Annotated in this window: 12 protein-coding genes; 7 read left to right on the forward strand and 5 right to left on the reverse strand. The window is 40.1% G+C overall.

Translation table 11 applies throughout. The features are described from left to right. Nucleotides 1-12: 12 nt before the first annotated feature. Nucleotides 13-1,680: a 30S ribosomal protein S1 gene (gene rpsA / locus ACYSN2_RS08230; RefSeq protein WP_461749773.1), complete on the reverse strand. Its 1,668-nt coding sequence runs from the start codon at nucleotides 1,678-1,680 to the stop codon at nucleotides 13-15. Between the two features lie 242 nt (nucleotides 1,681-1,922). Beyond that, the gene (gene cmk, locus ACYSN2_RS08235; protein ID WP_461749774.1) at nucleotides 1,923-2,597 is read right to left on the reverse strand and encodes a (d)CMP kinase; all 675 of its coding nucleotides are present in this window, start codon (nucleotides 2,595-2,597) and stop codon (nucleotides 1,923-1,925) included. Between the two features lie 284 nt (nucleotides 2,598-2,881). Here cmk and hemC point away from each other — a divergent pair, with 284 nt between their 5' ends. From hemC to folP, 4 genes are all read left to right on the forward strand, one after another. Continuing rightward, entirely contained in the window at nucleotides 2,882-3,805 is a 924-nt protein-coding gene (gene hemC / locus ACYSN2_RS08240; RefSeq protein WP_461749775.1) for a hydroxymethylbilane synthase, read from the forward strand. Next, nucleotides 3,798-6,149 carry a uroporphyrinogen-III C-methyltransferase gene (locus tag ACYSN2_RS08245; protein WP_461749776.1) on the forward strand — a complete coding sequence of 784 codons (2,352 nt, stop codon included), beginning with the start codon at nucleotides 3,798-3,800 and terminating at the stop codon, nucleotides 6,147-6,149. Before hemC ends, ACYSN2_RS08245 begins: the two co-directional genes overlap by 8 nt. A 2-nt stretch (nucleotides 6,150-6,151) precedes the next feature. Beyond that, on the forward strand, nucleotides 6,152-7,570 hold the full coding sequence (locus ACYSN2_RS08250) for a heme biosynthesis HemY N-terminal domain-containing protein (protein ID WP_461749777.1): 1,419 nt from the start codon (nucleotides 6,152-6,154) through the stop codon (nucleotides 7,568-7,570). 369 nt (nucleotides 7,571-7,939) lie between these two features. Then, a complete protein-coding gene (gene folP / locus ACYSN2_RS08255; protein WP_461749778.1) occupies nucleotides 7,940-8,881 on the forward strand; it encodes a dihydropteroate synthase in 942 nt (313 codons plus the stop codon). A 139-nt stretch (nucleotides 8,882-9,020) separates the two neighbouring features. Here the strand turns inward: folP and ACYSN2_RS08260 are convergent, their stop codons facing one another. Then, entirely contained in the window at nucleotides 9,021-9,794 is a 774-nt protein-coding gene (locus tag ACYSN2_RS08260; RefSeq protein ID WP_461749779.1) for a 3-oxoacyl-ACP reductase, read from the reverse strand. A 124-nt stretch (nucleotides 9,795-9,918) separates the two neighbouring features. On the opposite strand from ACYSN2_RS08260, the gene ACYSN2_RS08265 reads away from it, so the two are divergent. The 3 genes from ACYSN2_RS08265 (at nucleotide 9,919) to ACYSN2_RS08275 (ending at nucleotide 14,113) form a co-directional block, all read left to right on the forward strand. Beyond that, nucleotides 9,919-11,814 (forward strand): ABC-F family ATP-binding cassette domain-containing protein, encoded by a 1,896-nt coding sequence (locus tag ACYSN2_RS08265; protein ID WP_461749780.1) that lies wholly within the window; start codon nucleotides 9,919-9,921, stop codon nucleotides 11,812-11,814. A 465-nt stretch (nucleotides 11,815-12,279) separates the two neighbouring features. Continuing rightward, the gene (locus ACYSN2_RS08270) at nucleotides 12,280-13,026 is read left to right on the forward strand and encodes an SDR family NAD(P)-dependent oxidoreductase (RefSeq protein WP_461749781.1); all 747 of its coding nucleotides are present in this window, start codon (nucleotides 12,280-12,282) and stop codon (nucleotides 13,024-13,026) included. Nucleotides 13,027-13,186: 160 nt separating this feature from the next. Then, the gene (locus tag ACYSN2_RS08275; RefSeq protein ID WP_461749782.1) at nucleotides 13,187-14,113 is read left to right on the forward strand and encodes a dipeptidase; all 927 of its coding nucleotides are present in this window, start codon (nucleotides 13,187-13,189) and stop codon (nucleotides 14,111-14,113) included. A 143-nt stretch (nucleotides 14,114-14,256) separates the two neighbouring features. On the opposite strand, the gene ACYSN2_RS08280 is transcribed toward ACYSN2_RS08275, so the two are convergent. Further along, a complete protein-coding gene (locus ACYSN2_RS08280) occupies nucleotides 14,257-15,120 on the reverse strand; it encodes an outer membrane protein (RefSeq protein WP_461749783.1) in 864 nt (287 codons plus the stop codon). Between the two features lie 172 nt (nucleotides 15,121-15,292). Next, on the reverse strand, nucleotides 15,293-16,363 hold the full coding sequence (gene alr, locus ACYSN2_RS08285) for an alanine racemase (RefSeq protein ID WP_461749784.1): 1,071 nt from the start codon (nucleotides 16,361-16,363) through the stop codon (nucleotides 15,293-15,295). Nucleotides 16,364-16,542 lie beyond the last annotated feature (179 nt).

The raw sequence follows: 16,542 nt of genomic DNA on the forward strand, positions 1-16,542 counted from the left end.
CGTAAAAATGGATTATTGTTGTTTCATTTGCTCTTTAAGAAGATCACCAAATGTTGTAGCTACTTGGCTTTCGTTCGCATATTCAGCTATATCTTGTTGGCTTACTTCGTCAACTGCTTTCACAGAAAGAACGATTGAACGGTTACGACGATCAACGCTCATGAAGCGTGCTTCAAGTTCTTCGCCCACTTTGTAGATGTTACGAACATCTTCAACACGATCAGAAGAAATTTCAGCTGCACGAAGGTTACCTTCAACGCCGTTACCTAAGTCAACTACTGCATATTTAGCATCAACTTCAGTGATAAGACCTTTAACAAGTGAACCTTTCTCGTGTTCTGCTAAGAATGAAGAGAATGGGTCTTGGTCAAGTTGTTTGATACCAAGTGAGATACGCTCACGCTCAGAATCAACTGCAAGCACCATTGCTTCAATCTCATCACCACGGCTGAATTCACGGATTGCTTCTTCACCAGGAACGCTCCATGAGATATCAGAAAGGTGAACAAGACCATCGATTCCACCGTCAAGACCAATGAAGATACCGAAATCAGTGATTGATTTGATAGTACCTTTGATTTTGTCGTTTTTGTTGAATTTAACTTCAAACTCAGACCATGGATTCGGCATGCATTGTTTCATACCAAGAGAGATACGACGACGCTCTTCATCGATGTCAAGAACTACAACACCAACTTCTTCTCCAGCTGTAACAACTTTTGAAGGGTTAACGTTTTTGTTCGTCCAATCCATTTCTGAAACGTGAACAAGACCTTCGATACCTGGCTCGATCTCAACGAAGCAACCATAATCAGTAATGTTAGTAACTTTACCTTTAGTTTGGAGGCTTGCTGGGAAGCGCATTGCGATATCTTTCCATGGATCTTCACCAAGTTGTTTAAGACCAAGTGAAACACGGTTACGCTCTTTATCAAATTTAAGAAGTTTAACTTCGATTTCTTGATTGATTTCTACGATTTCAGATGGGTGACGAACACGTTTCCACGCCATATCTGTGATATGAAGAAGACCGTCGATACCGCCAAGATCAATAAACGCACCGTAGTCTGTAAGGTTCTTAACGATACCTTTAACCACATCGCCTTCCTCAAGTGTTTTGAGGAGTTCTTCACGCTCTGCAGAATACTCTTCTTCAAGCACTGCACGACGTGAAACAACGATGTTGTTGCGCTTTTGGTCTAACTTGATCACTTTAAGCTCAAGTTCTTTACCTTCAAGGTAAGCAATATCACGAACAGGACGAACGTCTACTAATGAACCTGGTAAGAACGCACGCTCAGTACCGATATCAACAGTGAATCCACCTTTAACGCGACCTGAGATAATACCTTTGATGATTTCATCATTTTCAAGTTTTTTCTCAAGGAACGCCCAAACTTCTGCTCGTTTCGCTTTTTCACGAGAAAGACGAGTTTCACCGAAACCATCTTCAAGTGACTCAAGTACCACGTCAACTTTATCGCCAACCTGAACTTCTAACTCACCATTTAAATCTTGGAATTGATCAGCTGAGATACGGCCTTCACTTTTAAGACCAGCATCTACGATTACAAAACCGTTTTCGATTTTTACAACCGTTGCTTGGATAATTCCACCGATTTCACGCGCTTGTTCTTCGGCAATTGATTGTTCAAATAATTCTGCAAAACTTAATGACATATAATTAAAAATGCATAGATACTTTGGAGTTTAATATCAAAGCTACTTCAATTAAAACATTGGAGTAATCAACCTTTGATTTCCTACCTACGACTTGTTTAAAGTAAATAAAAAATTCACAAAGCTTTTTGAATCCTCATTGTTAGATGAGATTTTCAAAATTCAAACTTTGTGATACCAGAAAAATTCTTGATATTTTATCAGGTTTTCAAATAATTGCTTCTATTAAATTCGATTAAAATTTAGTTTTCTGCAAATTTCTCAAGAACCTCAGCCCATGCCTTTTCAAACACTTCATCAGCATTCAAATTGGATGTATCAATGATGATCGCATCCTCTGCCGGCACTAAAGGAGAAGCACTTCGAGTTCGATCTCTCTCATCTCTTGCTTCCACCTCGGATAAAATTTGATCTATATTAGCGTAAATACCGCTTTCTAACAACTGGTTATAACGTCTTTTTGCACGTACTTCGGCGCTCGCAATGAGAAATAATTTGAGCTTCGCTTCAGGAAAAACCGCTGTTCCCATATCTCTGCCATCAGCTATAAGCCCAGGCGCTACTGCAAAATCTCGCTGTCTTTGCAGTAAATTCTCACGAACCTTCCCATGTTTTGCCACAATCGATGCCAAATTACCGGTAGTTTCCGCACGAATGATTGCCGTGACTTCTTCATTATCTAAAAAGATCAAGAGCTCTTGCCCTTCTACTTTAAATGTCAGCGGTAAACGCTCAGCTAATTCAGCAACCTGAGGCTCATTCTCTAAATCTACCTGTTCTCTTTGTGCATACACCGCAAGCGCTCTATAAATTGCACCAGAATCTAAAAAGTGCCAGCCTTGCTGAGTGGCAAGTTTTAATGAAAGCGTGCCTTTGCCAACGCCACTTGGGCCATCCACTGTAATAATATTTTGCATCGATATCTTCCTATTTTAATTTGTATCTCTTTGGCTTTTAAATCCCTAACTCTTTAAAAGCTCTCAGGAAATCACTTTATGCTACGCTAATCCTGTAAGTTTCACCCAAATTATTATATATATAATAGGATTTTGATTAAACTATAGCGATGATTCAAAATTCATTGATCACCGCAGATCATTTCTATCGCTCACAAAAGGCGATATATAATACCCAATGCATTCATATCAACATGCAAAATGATCTACAAGAATCACTATTTCAGAATAACAGGATACATTGAATGAAATTAACTATTGCAACACGTGAAAGCCCATTAGCCCTTTGGCAAGCCAATCATGTTAGAGATGAACTTTTAAAGCATTTCCCAGAGATGAATGTGGAACTTCTAGGAATGACCACAAAAGGCGATCAAATGCTCTCTTCTCCCCTCAGTAAAATTGGCGGGAAAGGCTTATTCATTAAAGAGCTTGAAGTTGCAATGTTAGAAGGTCGTGCGGATATTGCCGTTCATTCGATGAAAGATGTACCGATGTCTTCACAATTGCCGGAAGGTTTCAGCGTGCCGGTCATCCTCAAACGTGAAGATCCTCGTGATGCATTTATTTCTCACAATTACGCATCGTTAGAAGATTTACCACAAGGTGCTGTTGTGGGTTCCTGCTCGCTTCGTCGCCGTGTTCAGCTTCTTGCGATCCGCCCAGATCTGCAATTAAAAGATCTTCGCGGTAATGTGAATACTCGTTTGAAAAAGCTCGAAGATGGCGAATATGATGCCATTATTCTTGCGGCTGCGGGATTAATTCGTTTAGGTTTTGAGGATAAAATCACGCAATATTTAAGTGATGATGTGTCTCTTCCGGCAGTTGGGCAAGGCGCGATCGGCATTGAATGTGTCACTGATAACAAAAAAGTGCGCGATATTATCGAAACGCTCAATGATACCGATACTTCCATTTGTGTCACGGCAGAACGTGCGTTTAATGCAAAATTAAATGGCGGTTGCCAAGCGCCGATCGCAGGATTTGCAGAGCTCACAGATAAAGGGCTTCGCTTACGTGGATTAGTGGGCGATCTTGACAATGGCACCATCATTTTCCATGAAATGTACGGCTCGATTGATGCGCCAGAAGCATTAGGAACGGCGCTTGCTGAAAACTTACTTTCACGTGGTGCGAAAGAGATACTAGAAAAAATTTATGGCTAATAGACAAGATACACCTTCCTCTTTAGGCAATATTGGCATTATTGTGACTCGCCCCAAAGGGCAGTCACAAAACTTTATCAATCGCCTGACAAAAAAAGGCTTTACGGCATTTGATCTTCCTGGCATTCATATTGCGCCGGCGATGGATCAAGCAAAAGCCATCGAAATGCTGAGTAACGCTTCGCAATATGACTATTGCCTTTTCACAAGTCCCAACTCTGTGAAATTTGCAAAACAGTTGCAACTCGATTTCCAAAAGATTCAGGCCTTTATCTCTATTGGCTCAGGAACAGAGCGAGCATTGAAGCCCTATATTGGTAAGCGAAAGGTGATCACAGCGCCAAAACCCTATACTTCTGAAGCACTCGTTAAAACACTTCAGAAAAAAGGGATGAAGGATCAATCCGTTCTCATTATTAGTGGCGAAGGTGGCAGACGCTTACTTGATACGGCGATTAATGAGATGGGCGGACAAGGTCAATATTGCGATGTTTATCGCAGAACCGCGCCGGAAAATCCAGACATTGAACCCATTGTAAAATGGCAAACTACCGATGCCGCACACAAACTATATCTTGTTGTTTCAAGTCAAGAATCCTTTACTAACCTCTTACCATTCATTGAGAATCATGGTTTAAAATCTTCAATCAATGGTATATTTGTCGGCAGTGAAAGATTAAAAAGCATTGTCGAATCAGCAGGTTTTAGCAATATTATTGTTGCAAAATCCGCATTAGAAAATGATCTTTGGCAAGCGATTGAAACCACATTCTCATCTCAGGCTGTCACTATTGACGCCCCTTTAACGATCACACCAGATAGCAATAAGGAGCTCTCCATGAGTCAAGAGCAAGAAAAAAATGAAGATATCTCTAAAGAGAGCGTTGTAGATTCTACAAACGCCGAAGAAACAGCTTCCAAAGCGACATCAGCGCCGGAAGAGACGAATCCTTCTTCTCAGAAACCTGATCGCAAGAATCGAAGAAATCATAAAAATCTTGCTAAGGTTGAAGAATCTGTCGAAAAAATAGAAGAAAAAATTGAAGAGACAGTAAAAGAGGCTGCACACGATATTAAAGAGAAAGCGACATCTCTTCATTCATCTCAAGATTCTTCATCTTCTAAAAAAGGCGGTCAATCCTTAACCTATTTAGCACTTATTTTAGCTTTAGGTGGATTGGGCTTAGGCGGCTTTGGTTACTATAAAGGCGTGATTGAGCCAAACCCACAAATCACGGCATTATCAAGCACCGTTGAGAGCGACAAAACAACCATCTCTAATTTACAAAATGAGATTTCAAAGCTTCAGCAATCGCTCAAATCTCTGCAAGAACAAACAGAAAAATCCGCGCAAGTGGATAATAGCAGTCTACAAAATCAAGTTGCTGTTGTTGCTCAAAACCACGATACCTTAAATAATGCGCTCGCAAGCTCTTCAAAAGGTTTACAAAGCCAAATTGATGATCTCAAAACAGCGCAACAAGCGCTTATCACTAAGAGTAATCAGATTGATAATATCGCTTCTGTGAGCAATCAAGCAATCACGATTGCCAATGGTTTTGATAAAAAACTCGCAGCGCAAGAGTTAGAGCAACAAGTTGTACTGAATCAAGCAAAAGAGCTTATTTCTACAATCAAAAACATCACCGATTTAGAGATGCTTCGCACAGCAGAAGTGGATTATCTCTTGAAAGTAGCCCTACAAAAAGTAGAATTTGATAACGACTATCAAACTGCCGAAACGCTTCTTTCTACAGCGCTTGATCGATTATCACAAATCAATGGCATTAACTTCAGCGAAACGAAAACATTGCTAGAAGCAAATATTGCCGAGCTCAAAACTCTGCAGCCCATCGATATTCCGGCAATTACCGGCAAGCTTGAAAAAGTGATGGCGCTCATGCAACAAAGCCCGCTGAAAAGCGATAGCGCATTGATCGATCTTAAGAATCAAATTTTCAAACAAGGGGCTGTTGAAGGCGAAACTTGGACAGAAAAACTGACAAGCTCCCTAAAACATCTCGTTGTAATTGAGGATAAACGCACTGAAGTACCGGAACTTATGGCAAAAGAGGATCGTTTCTTCTTATTGCAAAACATTCAGTTAGAACTGACAGCAGCGAAAGTGGCTCTGTTGCAAGATCAGTTCACAGTGTTTGATAACTCCTTACAAACGGTACAAACATGGGTAAAAACCTATTTTGATGAAGATAATGCCGATGTTCGTGAAGCAATTCAACAATTACAATGGTTATTAGATGCGAAATTAGATGTCACACCGCCCAATATTAAACGCACTTTAACAGACTTTGAAGCAACGCTTCGAGCATATAAAGGAGCATAATCATGGGAAAATTATTGAAATCAATTGGTTGGATTATCCTCATTCCCATTTTAGCTATTTTGCTCTTTTTTATGGTGAAAGATGATACTGGACAAGTGCTGATTACCGGCACTTTCCCCTTAATTGGACCAAAAACCATTCATACAACGATTATTGGTGGTTTGCTTCTTGCAGCAATCACGATCGCAATCATCTATGTACTTATCCGCGTGATTATTACCATCATTAGAACGCCAAGTATTATGCGTCATTTCACGCTCAATCGCCGTGCGAAAACTGCCGAAAAGCAATTTGCAAAAGCAGAGCTTGCGCTATTAGAGAATAAGCCGGCAGTTGCCGAGGATCTCTTCTTAACAGCAGCAAAAGGCAGTAAAAGCCCAAATCTTTGCTATGTTGGTGCGGCAAAAGCGGCGCAATTGCTACAGAAAACAGATCGCCGAGATCGCTATCTGCGTGAAATTGATCTTTCAGATTCGAAGCATGATCGTGAATTTGCCGAAGTAAAACGCGCCGAATTACTGCTGGAAGTGGGTGAAAATGATAAAGCAGAAACGCTTCTTAAAGATCTCTTAACACGCTACAAAAGCTATCCGGCAACGTTACTTCTTGCGCTCTCTTTACAGCGTCAAGGCAAACATGAAGCGCTTTTTAGATTATTACCGAATCTGCAAAAAGCCCTTCCTCGCTTAACACCGAGCGATGATATTACAAAATCTACGCAAGATATCTATAAAGCGCTCTTTGATTACGCAAGCAGAATCAGCTCGGAATCCGATCAGCTACGTTTAGTTTGGAGCAAGCTTCCAAAATATCTGCGCCAAGATCCTGATCTTCTCATTCATTACGCAAATCGTTTATTAGATGTGGGCGATACAAAACGTGCAGAAGAGATTTTACGAAAAGAGATCAATAAATCTCAAGATGAAAAGCTCATTCTTGCCTACGCGCATCTCTATCGTGGCGACCAACCGCAGTTATTAAAACATGCGAAAAGATTCCACGAAACGCAACCTGATAGCGCAATCACGCAATATACAATGGCGCATCTTCTCTTTAGAAGTCAGCAATATTCTGAAGCGAAAAAGCATCTTGAGAAAACGTTACAACTCGATCCTCGTTTTGCAAAAGCATATCGTTTATTAGGCGAAATCAAGCTCATTGAAAACGATGATAAAGGTGCATTAACGGCATTTAAAGAAGCGATGAGTTTAATGATGGATGATCGTCCGAAAGATGTTAAACCTGTCGATGGCGATCTCTTAATCGCTTCTACCGACAAAATCGGACAAAGTGCTCTTCAAGCAGAAGCTGTGGATGCCGAAATCGTGGAAGAAGTGGAGGAAGTGATTCCTGAAGTTGTCACAGAAACCATCGTTGATCCTGACAAACCCAACAATCCCGATCCTCGTAGAAATCTATAAGTGAGTATCAGAATACTTTCCTGATCTAAAAACAGGAACGGAAATAAAATAGATTAAGGATAAGTAAGAAGAGTTATTGAAACACGCTCTTTTTCTTATCCTTTTTTATTCCTTGTTATCTGCCGAAATATCTTATGGATAAATACGATTTAAGAAATTTCAATTGCATAATAAGGGCTGATTCATCGCTGGTTCGAATGCTTGCATTCTTCCACTAATCCCGCGCCAGCAATGTTGATTCATTTGAAATTTCCAATCTGCGGGCACTCGATCGCTAAATGAGCGAGAACATTCCCTCCCGCCATGAACTAAGCTTTCTTACGTTAGAAATTCAAAAAATACACAGATAAGCTTTCATCGATGCTTTCGATGAATCCGCCCTTTCCATTCCAATTTCAGTATAATTACTCAATCATTCCTCTCTATTTCACAACAAACACTGCAAAAACCATCATTATGAATATTACTTTCAATCAGAAAACGCTCGATCTTTCTCAACCTAAAATTATGGGAATCCTCAATTTAACGCCGAACTCTTTTTCAGATGGTGGCGATTATTTTGATCCAGAAAAAGCGTTAGATCGAGCGTATGAAATGATTGAAGATGGTGCGGATATTCTCGATATTGGTGCTGAATCCACGAACCCCAAAGCAGATCCCATTACAAGCGATGAAGAAACGGCTCGTTTATTGCCGGTGATTCAGAAACTTCGAAAGCATCTAGATATTCCAATCTCTATCGATACCTTTAGAGCAAAAACCATGGCAATCATGGTGCAAGAAGGGATTGATATTATCAATGATGTGACGGCGCTCAGCGATGAAGGTTCTTTGGAGGTTCTAATCAATTCCAATGTCGCTATCGTTCTTATGCATATGCTCGGCAATCATGAAAAAATGCATATTGATGGAAACCTCGAAGCGTATTATCAATCTCAAGGTGGAATTACGAATGCCGTAAAAACAAAGATTCAGGAGAAAGCAGAACTCTGCCTTGAACACGGCATTGAAGCTTCCCGTATTATTTTAGATCCCGGCTTTGGGTTTGATAAATCCCAAGAAGATCAGCTTCTCATGCTTCATGAGTTAGAACAGCTGACAACTTCCCCATTCCCCTATTTAGTCGGCGTTTCCCGAAAACGCTTAATCGGCGCTGTCACACAAGTAGACAATGCAAAAGATCGCCTTGCCGGCAATCTCGCCGTTGCGCTTTGGAGCATTCAAAAAGGTGCGAAAATCCTACGAGTCCATGATGTCAAAGCCACAAAAGAAGCTTTCTTAATGTGGGAAGCCATGCAGTCTGCAAAATGATTTCTCAGTAGTACAAAAGGCTTGAAATTGGTTTAAGAAAAGCTGATTTGTGGCGGGAGAGAAAGTTTGCATTCTTTGAAAAATTTCTCGCCCGCATTTAAATGAATTTATTCCAAATAGATATTTAGCTTTTAAACTATTAGTTCATCACTAAACCGCCATCGACAATGAGATTTTGTCCTGTAACGCCTCGGCTCCATGGAGATGCGAAATAGAGTACCGTATCGGCAACTTCTGCCGGCGTTGTGACTTTTCCAAGCGGTGTGTTTTGTTCAATGATTTGAAAAATCTCGTCAGAAGTCGCACTGCTTGCATCCGTTGTTTGTAGTAATCCACCGCTGACCATATTCACATTAATGCCAAATGCACCGAGCTCTTTTGCCATGTTTCTTGTGAAAGAGAGAAGCGCTGATTTTGCCGTATTGTAATCATGATAAGGAACCACAGGATTTTGCACTAAGTTCGTGCCGATATTAATAATTCTCCCAAATTGATGCTCTTTCATATCCGCCAATCCTGCCTGAATCACGTTTAAAGAGCCTTGTACTGCCCCTTCTAATTGTGCTAAAAAATCACTCCAATGAATCTCTTCGGCATTTTTACGATTGATTGGATCAAACTTAAAATGTACCAATGCATTATTCACAATCGTTGTGATTGGCGAGCCTAACATCTCTTTTCCTTTCGCAAATAACAGATCCACATCAGAACGCTGACGAATATCGCCTTGAAGCGCGATTACAGTTGTTTGATACTCGCTCGACAACTGCTTTGCCAAAGTTTCTGCTTGCGCTTCATTTTGATAATAATTAATAATCACTTTTGCGCCTTCCTTGGCAAAAGATCTCGCAATTTCTGCACCTAAACCGCGATTACCGCCGGTGACTAATACTACTTGTTCTGCTAATTTCATCTGATTCCTTTCTTCTTTGATTCTTATCTTATTATTTTTCGATTTTTCGGTATAATTCCCATCTTACTTCACTGAAAAACAAAATATCACTGCTATGATCGAATTCCAAGGCCTCACTGTCCGCATGAATGCTAACATCTTGATTGATGGCTTTAGCTTCTCCGTTACTCCCAAGATGCGTATTGGTCTTGTTGGTAAAAATGGAACGGGAAAAACTACGCTGTTCAACACTATTTTAGGCAGATTAGAGCCCGATAAAGGCGATATCCAAATCCCTAAAACAGCGGTAATGGCGGAAGTTGCGCAGGAGATCACAAATACGGAACTTACGGCATTTGAATATATCTTAAGCGGTGATGAAGAACTCGCAGAGCTTCGCCGTGATGAGCTTATTGCGCTTGAAGAAGGCGATGGCATGAAAATCAGTGATATTCATACGCGCTTAGAGCAAATTGATGGATATCGTGCCGATAGCCGAGCGTATCAGCTTCTTGCTGGCTTAGGCTTTAAGGCGGAAGATTATCATAAGAAAGTGAAGGAATTCTCCGGCGGTTGGAGAATGCGCCTGAATATTGGTAAGGCGCTCATGTGCCGTTCAGATATTTTACTGCTCGATGAGCCGACGAACCACTTGGACTTTGAAACGGTGGTTTGGGTTGAAGATTGGCTAAAACAATATGCCGGCATTTTAATTGTGATCTCTCATGACCGAGATTTCCTCGATAATATCTGTACGCATATCATTCATCTCTATCAACAAAAAGCGACGGCTTATACCGGCAACTACACCGGCTTCCTTCGCTTAAAAGCAGAAAAGCTTGCGCATCAACAAGCGCAGTTTGAAAAGAATGAAAAAACTCGCGCGCATCTCCAAAAATTTGTGGATCGCTTTAGTGCAAAAGCCACCAAAGCAAAACAAGCACAAAGCCGTGTGAAAGCGCTTCAAAAACTCGAAGATATTGCGCCGGTTGTTGCTGAAAACGAATTTGCCTTTAACTTCCAAGAGCCGGATCGTTTGCCGGATCCGCTCATTCGTCTTGATGAAGTATCGTTTAGTTATGACGGCGAGCACAACATTCTTGAGAATATTAATATGACCATTACGCCGGAAACGCGTATGGGCGTTTTAGGTCGAAATGGGGAAGGAAAATCCACGCTCATTAAGATGATCGCCGGCGAAAACAAGCCGACTTCCGGCATGATTATTGCATCCGAACATCTTCGTGTGGGATATTTCTCACAGCATCAAGTGGAATATCTCAACTTAGATGCCGATCCTGTGTGGCACATTTTACAGTTAGATAAAGCCATTACCATGCAGGAAGCTCGAAACTTCCTCGGTTCTTTTGGGTTCCACGGCGAAAAAGTGCTCGAAAAAATTGCACCTTTCTCCGGCGGAGAGAAAGCACGTTTAGCGCTTGCGATGATTGTGTTCCAAAAGCCTAATCTTTTACTTCTCGATGAACCGACGAACCACCTTGATATCGAAATGCGTGAAGCAATCGCTCTTGCCCTGCAGGAGTTTAGTGGCGGTGTGCTCATGGTTTCCCATGATGCTTCCTTACTCGAATTATGTTGTGATCAATTTACGTTAGTGGCGAATAAAGGCTTAACGGAATTTAAAGGCGACTTAGAAGATTATCGCCAATATCTGATTGAGCAAAATCGAGAAGCGAATCGATCAGAAAAAAAAAGTCCCACAAAAAAAGAAGAAAAAACAATCGAGAAGCCTAAACAACAAATAGATCGAGAAGAACGAAAAGCATTGCAAGCAGAGCTTCGCCGTTTAACTCGTGAAGTTGAGCAAGCGGAAAAGAAGATGCCAAAACTGGAAGAAAAGGTTCAAGCAATTGATGAAATTCTCGGCGATCCGGCAACCTACGATACAAAATCGCCGGAAGAGATTCAAAAGCTCAACGATGAGAAACAAGCATTCGAAACAGAGCAAGAAACCTTAGAAGAAACATGGCTCTTAAACTCTGCAAGAATCGAAGAGATCAACGAGCTCTTTGAAGAGTAAATGCTTAGACATATATCATCAGACGATATGATTAAACCATACGATTGATAATACCATCGGATAAGATCACTTCAATGATTTTGAAAGATTCAAAAAGGCTCTGTTCATTCAGAGCCTTTTTCTTTGCTTAAAATATTACTTCGAATCTTCTTTATTGAAATATCTTTCCTCAAGATATCTTTTCTCGGGATATTTTATTTATTCAATAATCATTCATGATAGTATGAATTTCTGACATTTTTACGGCATTTCAGAAACGCTTACAAGTGCCAAAATGCCGAATAAGTCACGATCTTTTCTTAAAGTGAGAAATTCGAAAACCTCGATTGCGGGCACGCACTTTTAATAATCGTGCAAGCATTACATCCCGCCACAAATCAGCTTGTAAAAGAGATTCAAACTCATTTTATAAAAATTTCAGAGATAACATTTAAATATAACAACTTAAGGACGGAAAACACCATCATGAATATTTTAATTACCGGCGCATCTTCTGGATTTGGCTTAGAAGCATCAAAACTTTTCATTCAACATGGCCATACTGTGATCGGCTTAGCAAGACGTACCGATAAACTGCAAGAGCTAAAAGCAGAACTCGGCGAAAACTTCTACCCGCTAACGGCTGATATGAGTAATCTTGAATCCATTAAAGAAGGGGTTGAGAATCTTCCAGAACCTTTCGATCAAATCGATGTGTTAATCAACAATGCCGGCCTTGCACTCAATTTGAATCCGGCATTTGACGTGGATTTTCAAGATTGGGAAACGATGATTAATGTGAATATCCGCGGGCTTGCGTATATTACGCATCTGATTTTGCCACAAATGGTAAAACGTGATGATGGTTATATCATCAATATCAGCTCCACTGCCGGCACTTATCCGTATTATGGTTCCAATATTTATGGCCCAAGTAAAGCGTTTGTTTCAAGCTTCTCACAAAACCTAAGAGCGGATCTCATTGGTAAAAATATTCGTGTCACAAACGTAGAACCTGGGCTTTGTAGCGAAACTGAATTCTCCAATATTCGCTTTAAAGGCGATGATGGCAAAGCGGCATCAGTTTACGCAAATGTAGAAGCTGTGACCGGCAAAGAGATTGCCGATATTCTCTATTGGTTAACAACACAGCCAAAACATCTGAATGTGAATCGCATTGAGATTATGCCAACCATGCAAACCTTCGCCGGCTTAACGGTTCATAAAGGTTAGTAGCACCCTTTCGGTTTGTCATTCTAAAGAATGCTAAAAAGGATTAAGATCACTGGCACGGAATATTCATAAGAATACAAACATTCGACCAGCGATGAATCAGCCTATAATTTAGAATTAAAATAATATATTGATCAAAATAGATTTATGAGAGAAAAATATGAAAATAATTGATCTTCATTGCGATGCATTAATGAAGCTTTCGGATGCTAAAGGGAAACTCTCCTTTAAAGATGCGCCGGAATTAGATGTGAACCTTCAGAAACTGCAACAAGGCAAGGTAAAACTCCAAGCATTTGCCATATTTGTTTCTCCTTCTATTCCATCGAATAATCAATTTCAGGAAGTGATCGATCAAATCCACTACTTTTATGCTGAAGTGCTTGCGAAAAATCCGGAGATGAAGCTCATTCGTCATTGGAATGAATTAGCACAATTAAAGGATGATGAAATCGGTGCGATTCTGACCTTAGAAGGCGTGGATGCCATTGGTAATGATCTTCATAAACTGACGATTCTCTATGAACTTGGCGTTCGTTCCATTGGTTTAACGTGGAATAATGGCAATCTTGCGGCAGATGGTGTTGCCGAAGCGAGTGGCAAAGGTTTAAGCCATTTCGGGAAACGATTAGTGAAATGGTGCAATGAACATGATGTGTTTGTCGATGTTTCTCATCTTCATCCCAATGGCTTTTGGGATGTGATGGAACTCGCAAAATACCCGATTGCGAGCCATTCGAATGCGACCACCATTTGTAATCATCGCCGAAATCTCACAGATGATCAGATAAAGGCCATGATTGCGAAAGATGCCATGATTCATATTGTCTTCTGCCCGCCTTTCGTCAAAGAAGGTGGCAATGCCGGCATTGAAGATGTGATTGCGCAAATTCAGCATATTATTTCTCTCGGCGGTCTTCAGAATATCGGCTTTGGTTCAGATTTTGATGGCATTGAATCTAAAGTTGAAAATTTGAGCGATGCTTCGATGTTTCCTAATCTCATTGAAGCATTAAAACCGCATTTTACTGAGAGTGAAATTGAAGGATTTGCGTACCAAAACTTCCTGAATCATTTACCGAAATAGCCGAAAAAATAAGAAAATCAGAATACAAAAAAAGACCGCTTTATTGCGGTCTTTTTTATTGTTTTTTCGATTAATGATAAATCTACTCTGATTTCTATTTTGAAATTCAATAGATCACTTCAAAGAGATCATTGCGCTGACGATTAGTAAGGAGCGGCTCTCCAGTCAACAAAGATGACTTCTCTTGGAACGCTCGTACCATCTGCTTTTTTAAGCGGTTGTTGTGCATGAGATTCTCTAAAGCTACCTGTTTCGTAATCTGTTTTCTCAAAGCTCTCTTTTAACTCAGGCGTAATGTGATCTGCGTAAATATTTTCAGAAGGTGCATTACCATCTTCTGTATACCATTCACCAAGCATATAACGTACACCTAATGTAATTTCATTCGTTGCGACTTTTGCGCGAAGTTGCCCATCATTACTACCAAATTGGCTCATACCTGTTCTAGCTTTCCCCATATCTACATGACGAATTCCTAAATCAACATAAGTATTATTAATAGGTTTAAAGGAAACTCCAGCACCTACTGACCACGCAAAGTTATTATTAGAGTGAGAATCATAATGCCCAAAGCTACCTAATGTTCCTGTAGATTTCAAACGTGCATAACCTAATCCCGCACTACCATATACAGAAAATGTGTCATTCACAGGATAGCTAGCATAAGCATTGACCATTAAACGTTGGCCTTTAATTTTATGCGAACTAAAATCATCGCCAATTGACGCTGTGAAATCATTTTTCTTTGGAATCACATATTCAAGCTCTAAACGGAAAATATCATCAAACTGATATCCTCCTGCAACTGATCCTGTTACATAACTTCTATGATCCTTATGCTTTGTAAATAACTCAGCTTGAGGATGAATTGAATCATCCATATCTTTGGCTTTCTGCTTAGCGCCGATTAAACTTGCTCCAGCGTAAAACCCTTTTGTAATCTCTGCTTCTGCGCTAGAAACTGCTCCAAAAAGCAGTGCTGACGCTAATAAGATACGGACTTTCATATTATCTTCTTCCCCTTTAATATTTACTGCAATAAATTGATCTGTTTTTACGATATATTCTATTTGATTCATTCATGATTATATTATGATATTTAAATTTTATAATCTAACCATGATCTTCTAATCCATTATTTTTGCTACTCATTTTAACTAAAAAAACTTAAAATCTAAACTATCTATTCAAAAAGTATACCCTTGAAGCGATATGCGTCAAAATTGTATAAGGGATTGTACCCGCCCATAAAGCCACTTTTTCAATAGGAAGATTTTCTCCAAAGATTTCTACAGGCTCATCCCACGCCTTTTTGGGCACTTCTCGAAGATCAATCATCATCATATCCATCGCTGGCCTTCCCAAAATCTTTGCTCGATGAGTTCCCACTAAAACATACGCATCTTCTGTGATTTCTCTAGGATAACCATCCGCGTAACCACAAGCAATAACGCCAATGGGCATTTTTTCCGGCGCAACAAATTTCGCACCGTAACCCACGCTCTCCCCTGCTTCGATTTCGGTAGAATGCACGACTCTTGACTCTAAGGTTAAAAGCGGTTGTAACTGAAAATCTTTACCGGTTGTTTGATCAATAGGAGAAATACCATAAAGAGAAATTCCCATACGCACAATATCATGATGGGTTTCCGGCCATGTTAAGAGCGCTGCAGAATTCGCAAGCGTTTGTGGCAAACCTAAAGCATCTAATGTTTGCATACGCTCAATTTGCTTGAGGAAAAGTGGCGAATCTTTCTCATCCGAAGTCGCAAAATGTGTCATTAGCGTGATCGATGAAACAGATGCTAAGGCTTGCAGTTCTTTGACAATACTAGGTGCTTCTTCTGGCGTAAATCCTAAACGGTGCATGCCGGTATCGACTTTCAAGAAAATCGAGATCGGTGTTGCTAACGGCATTTGTTTTAACATTGATAATTGCTGATGATTGGCTATGGCAACACAATAGTTGTTCTCGCTGGCGATCTGATATTCATCTTTTGAAAATACGCCTTCTAGAAGAAGGATCGGTAATATTCCACCCTTCTCACGAATCTCATCGGCTTCTTCTCGCATGGCAACTGCCATATAATCTACAGTACGATTAAGCGTGGGAATGAAGTTTTCGACTCTGTGTCCATAAGCATTCGCTTTAATAACAGCGCAATACTGACTATTAGGTGCCTTAGCTTTCAAGATAGTGAGGTTATTCTCTAATGCCGCTTCAGAAAAATAGGCAAATAACGGTCTCATAATGAATCCTTTTAACAAAGATAGTGCTCTTTAATAGATAATAGAAATTCTCAGTCATTAAACAAAAAATATTGCTAATGATGTCATAAAACATTATTAGCAATATTATGAATATTTATATGATCTTTGGAGTTCCTTATCACACTTTAAACTGTTTTTAATAAGTCCCTGATCAATAA

This window comes from Ignatzschineria sp. LJL83, assembly GCF_054871845.1.

Bases quoted from the DNA above. Each gene is read 5' to 3' on its own strand.
- rpsA (WP_461749773.1), bottom strand. From the start codon at position 1,680: ATGTCATTAAGTTTTGCAGAATTATTTGAACAATCAATTGCCGAAGAA.
- cmk (WP_461749774.1), bottom strand. From the start codon at position 2,597: ATGCAAAATATTATTACAGTGGATGGCCCAAGTGGCGTTGGCAAAGGC.
- hemC (WP_461749775.1), top strand. From the start codon at position 2,882: ATGAAATTAACTATTGCAACACGTGAAAGCCCATTAGCCCTTTGGCAA.
- ACYSN2_RS08245 (WP_461749776.1), top strand. From the start codon at position 3,798: ATGGCTAATAGACAAGATACACCTTCCTCTTTAGGCAATATTGGCATT.
- ACYSN2_RS08250 (WP_461749777.1), top strand. From the start codon at position 6,152: ATGGGAAAATTATTGAAATCAATTGGTTGGATTATCCTCATTCCCATT.
- folP (WP_461749778.1), top strand. From the start codon at position 7,940: ATGAATCCGCCCTTTCCATTCCAATTTCAGTATAATTACTCAATCATT.
- ACYSN2_RS08260 (WP_461749779.1), bottom strand. From the start codon at position 9,794: ATGAAATTAGCAGAACAAGTAGTATTAGTCACCGGCGGTAATCGCGGT.
- ACYSN2_RS08265 (WP_461749780.1), top strand. From the start codon at position 9,919: ATGAATGCTAACATCTTGATTGATGGCTTTAGCTTCTCCGTTACTCCC.
- ACYSN2_RS08270 (WP_461749781.1), top strand. From the start codon at position 12,280: ATGAATATTTTAATTACCGGCGCATCTTCTGGATTTGGCTTAGAAGCA.
- ACYSN2_RS08275 (WP_461749782.1), top strand. From the start codon at position 13,187: ATGAAAATAATTGATCTTCATTGCGATGCATTAATGAAGCTTTCGGAT.
- ACYSN2_RS08280 (WP_461749783.1), bottom strand. From the start codon at position 15,120: ATGAAAGTCCGTATCTTATTAGCGTCAGCACTGCTTTTTGGAGCAGTT.
- alr (WP_461749784.1), bottom strand. From the start codon at position 16,363: ATGAGACCGTTATTTGCCTATTTTTCTGAAGCGGCATTAGAGAATAAC.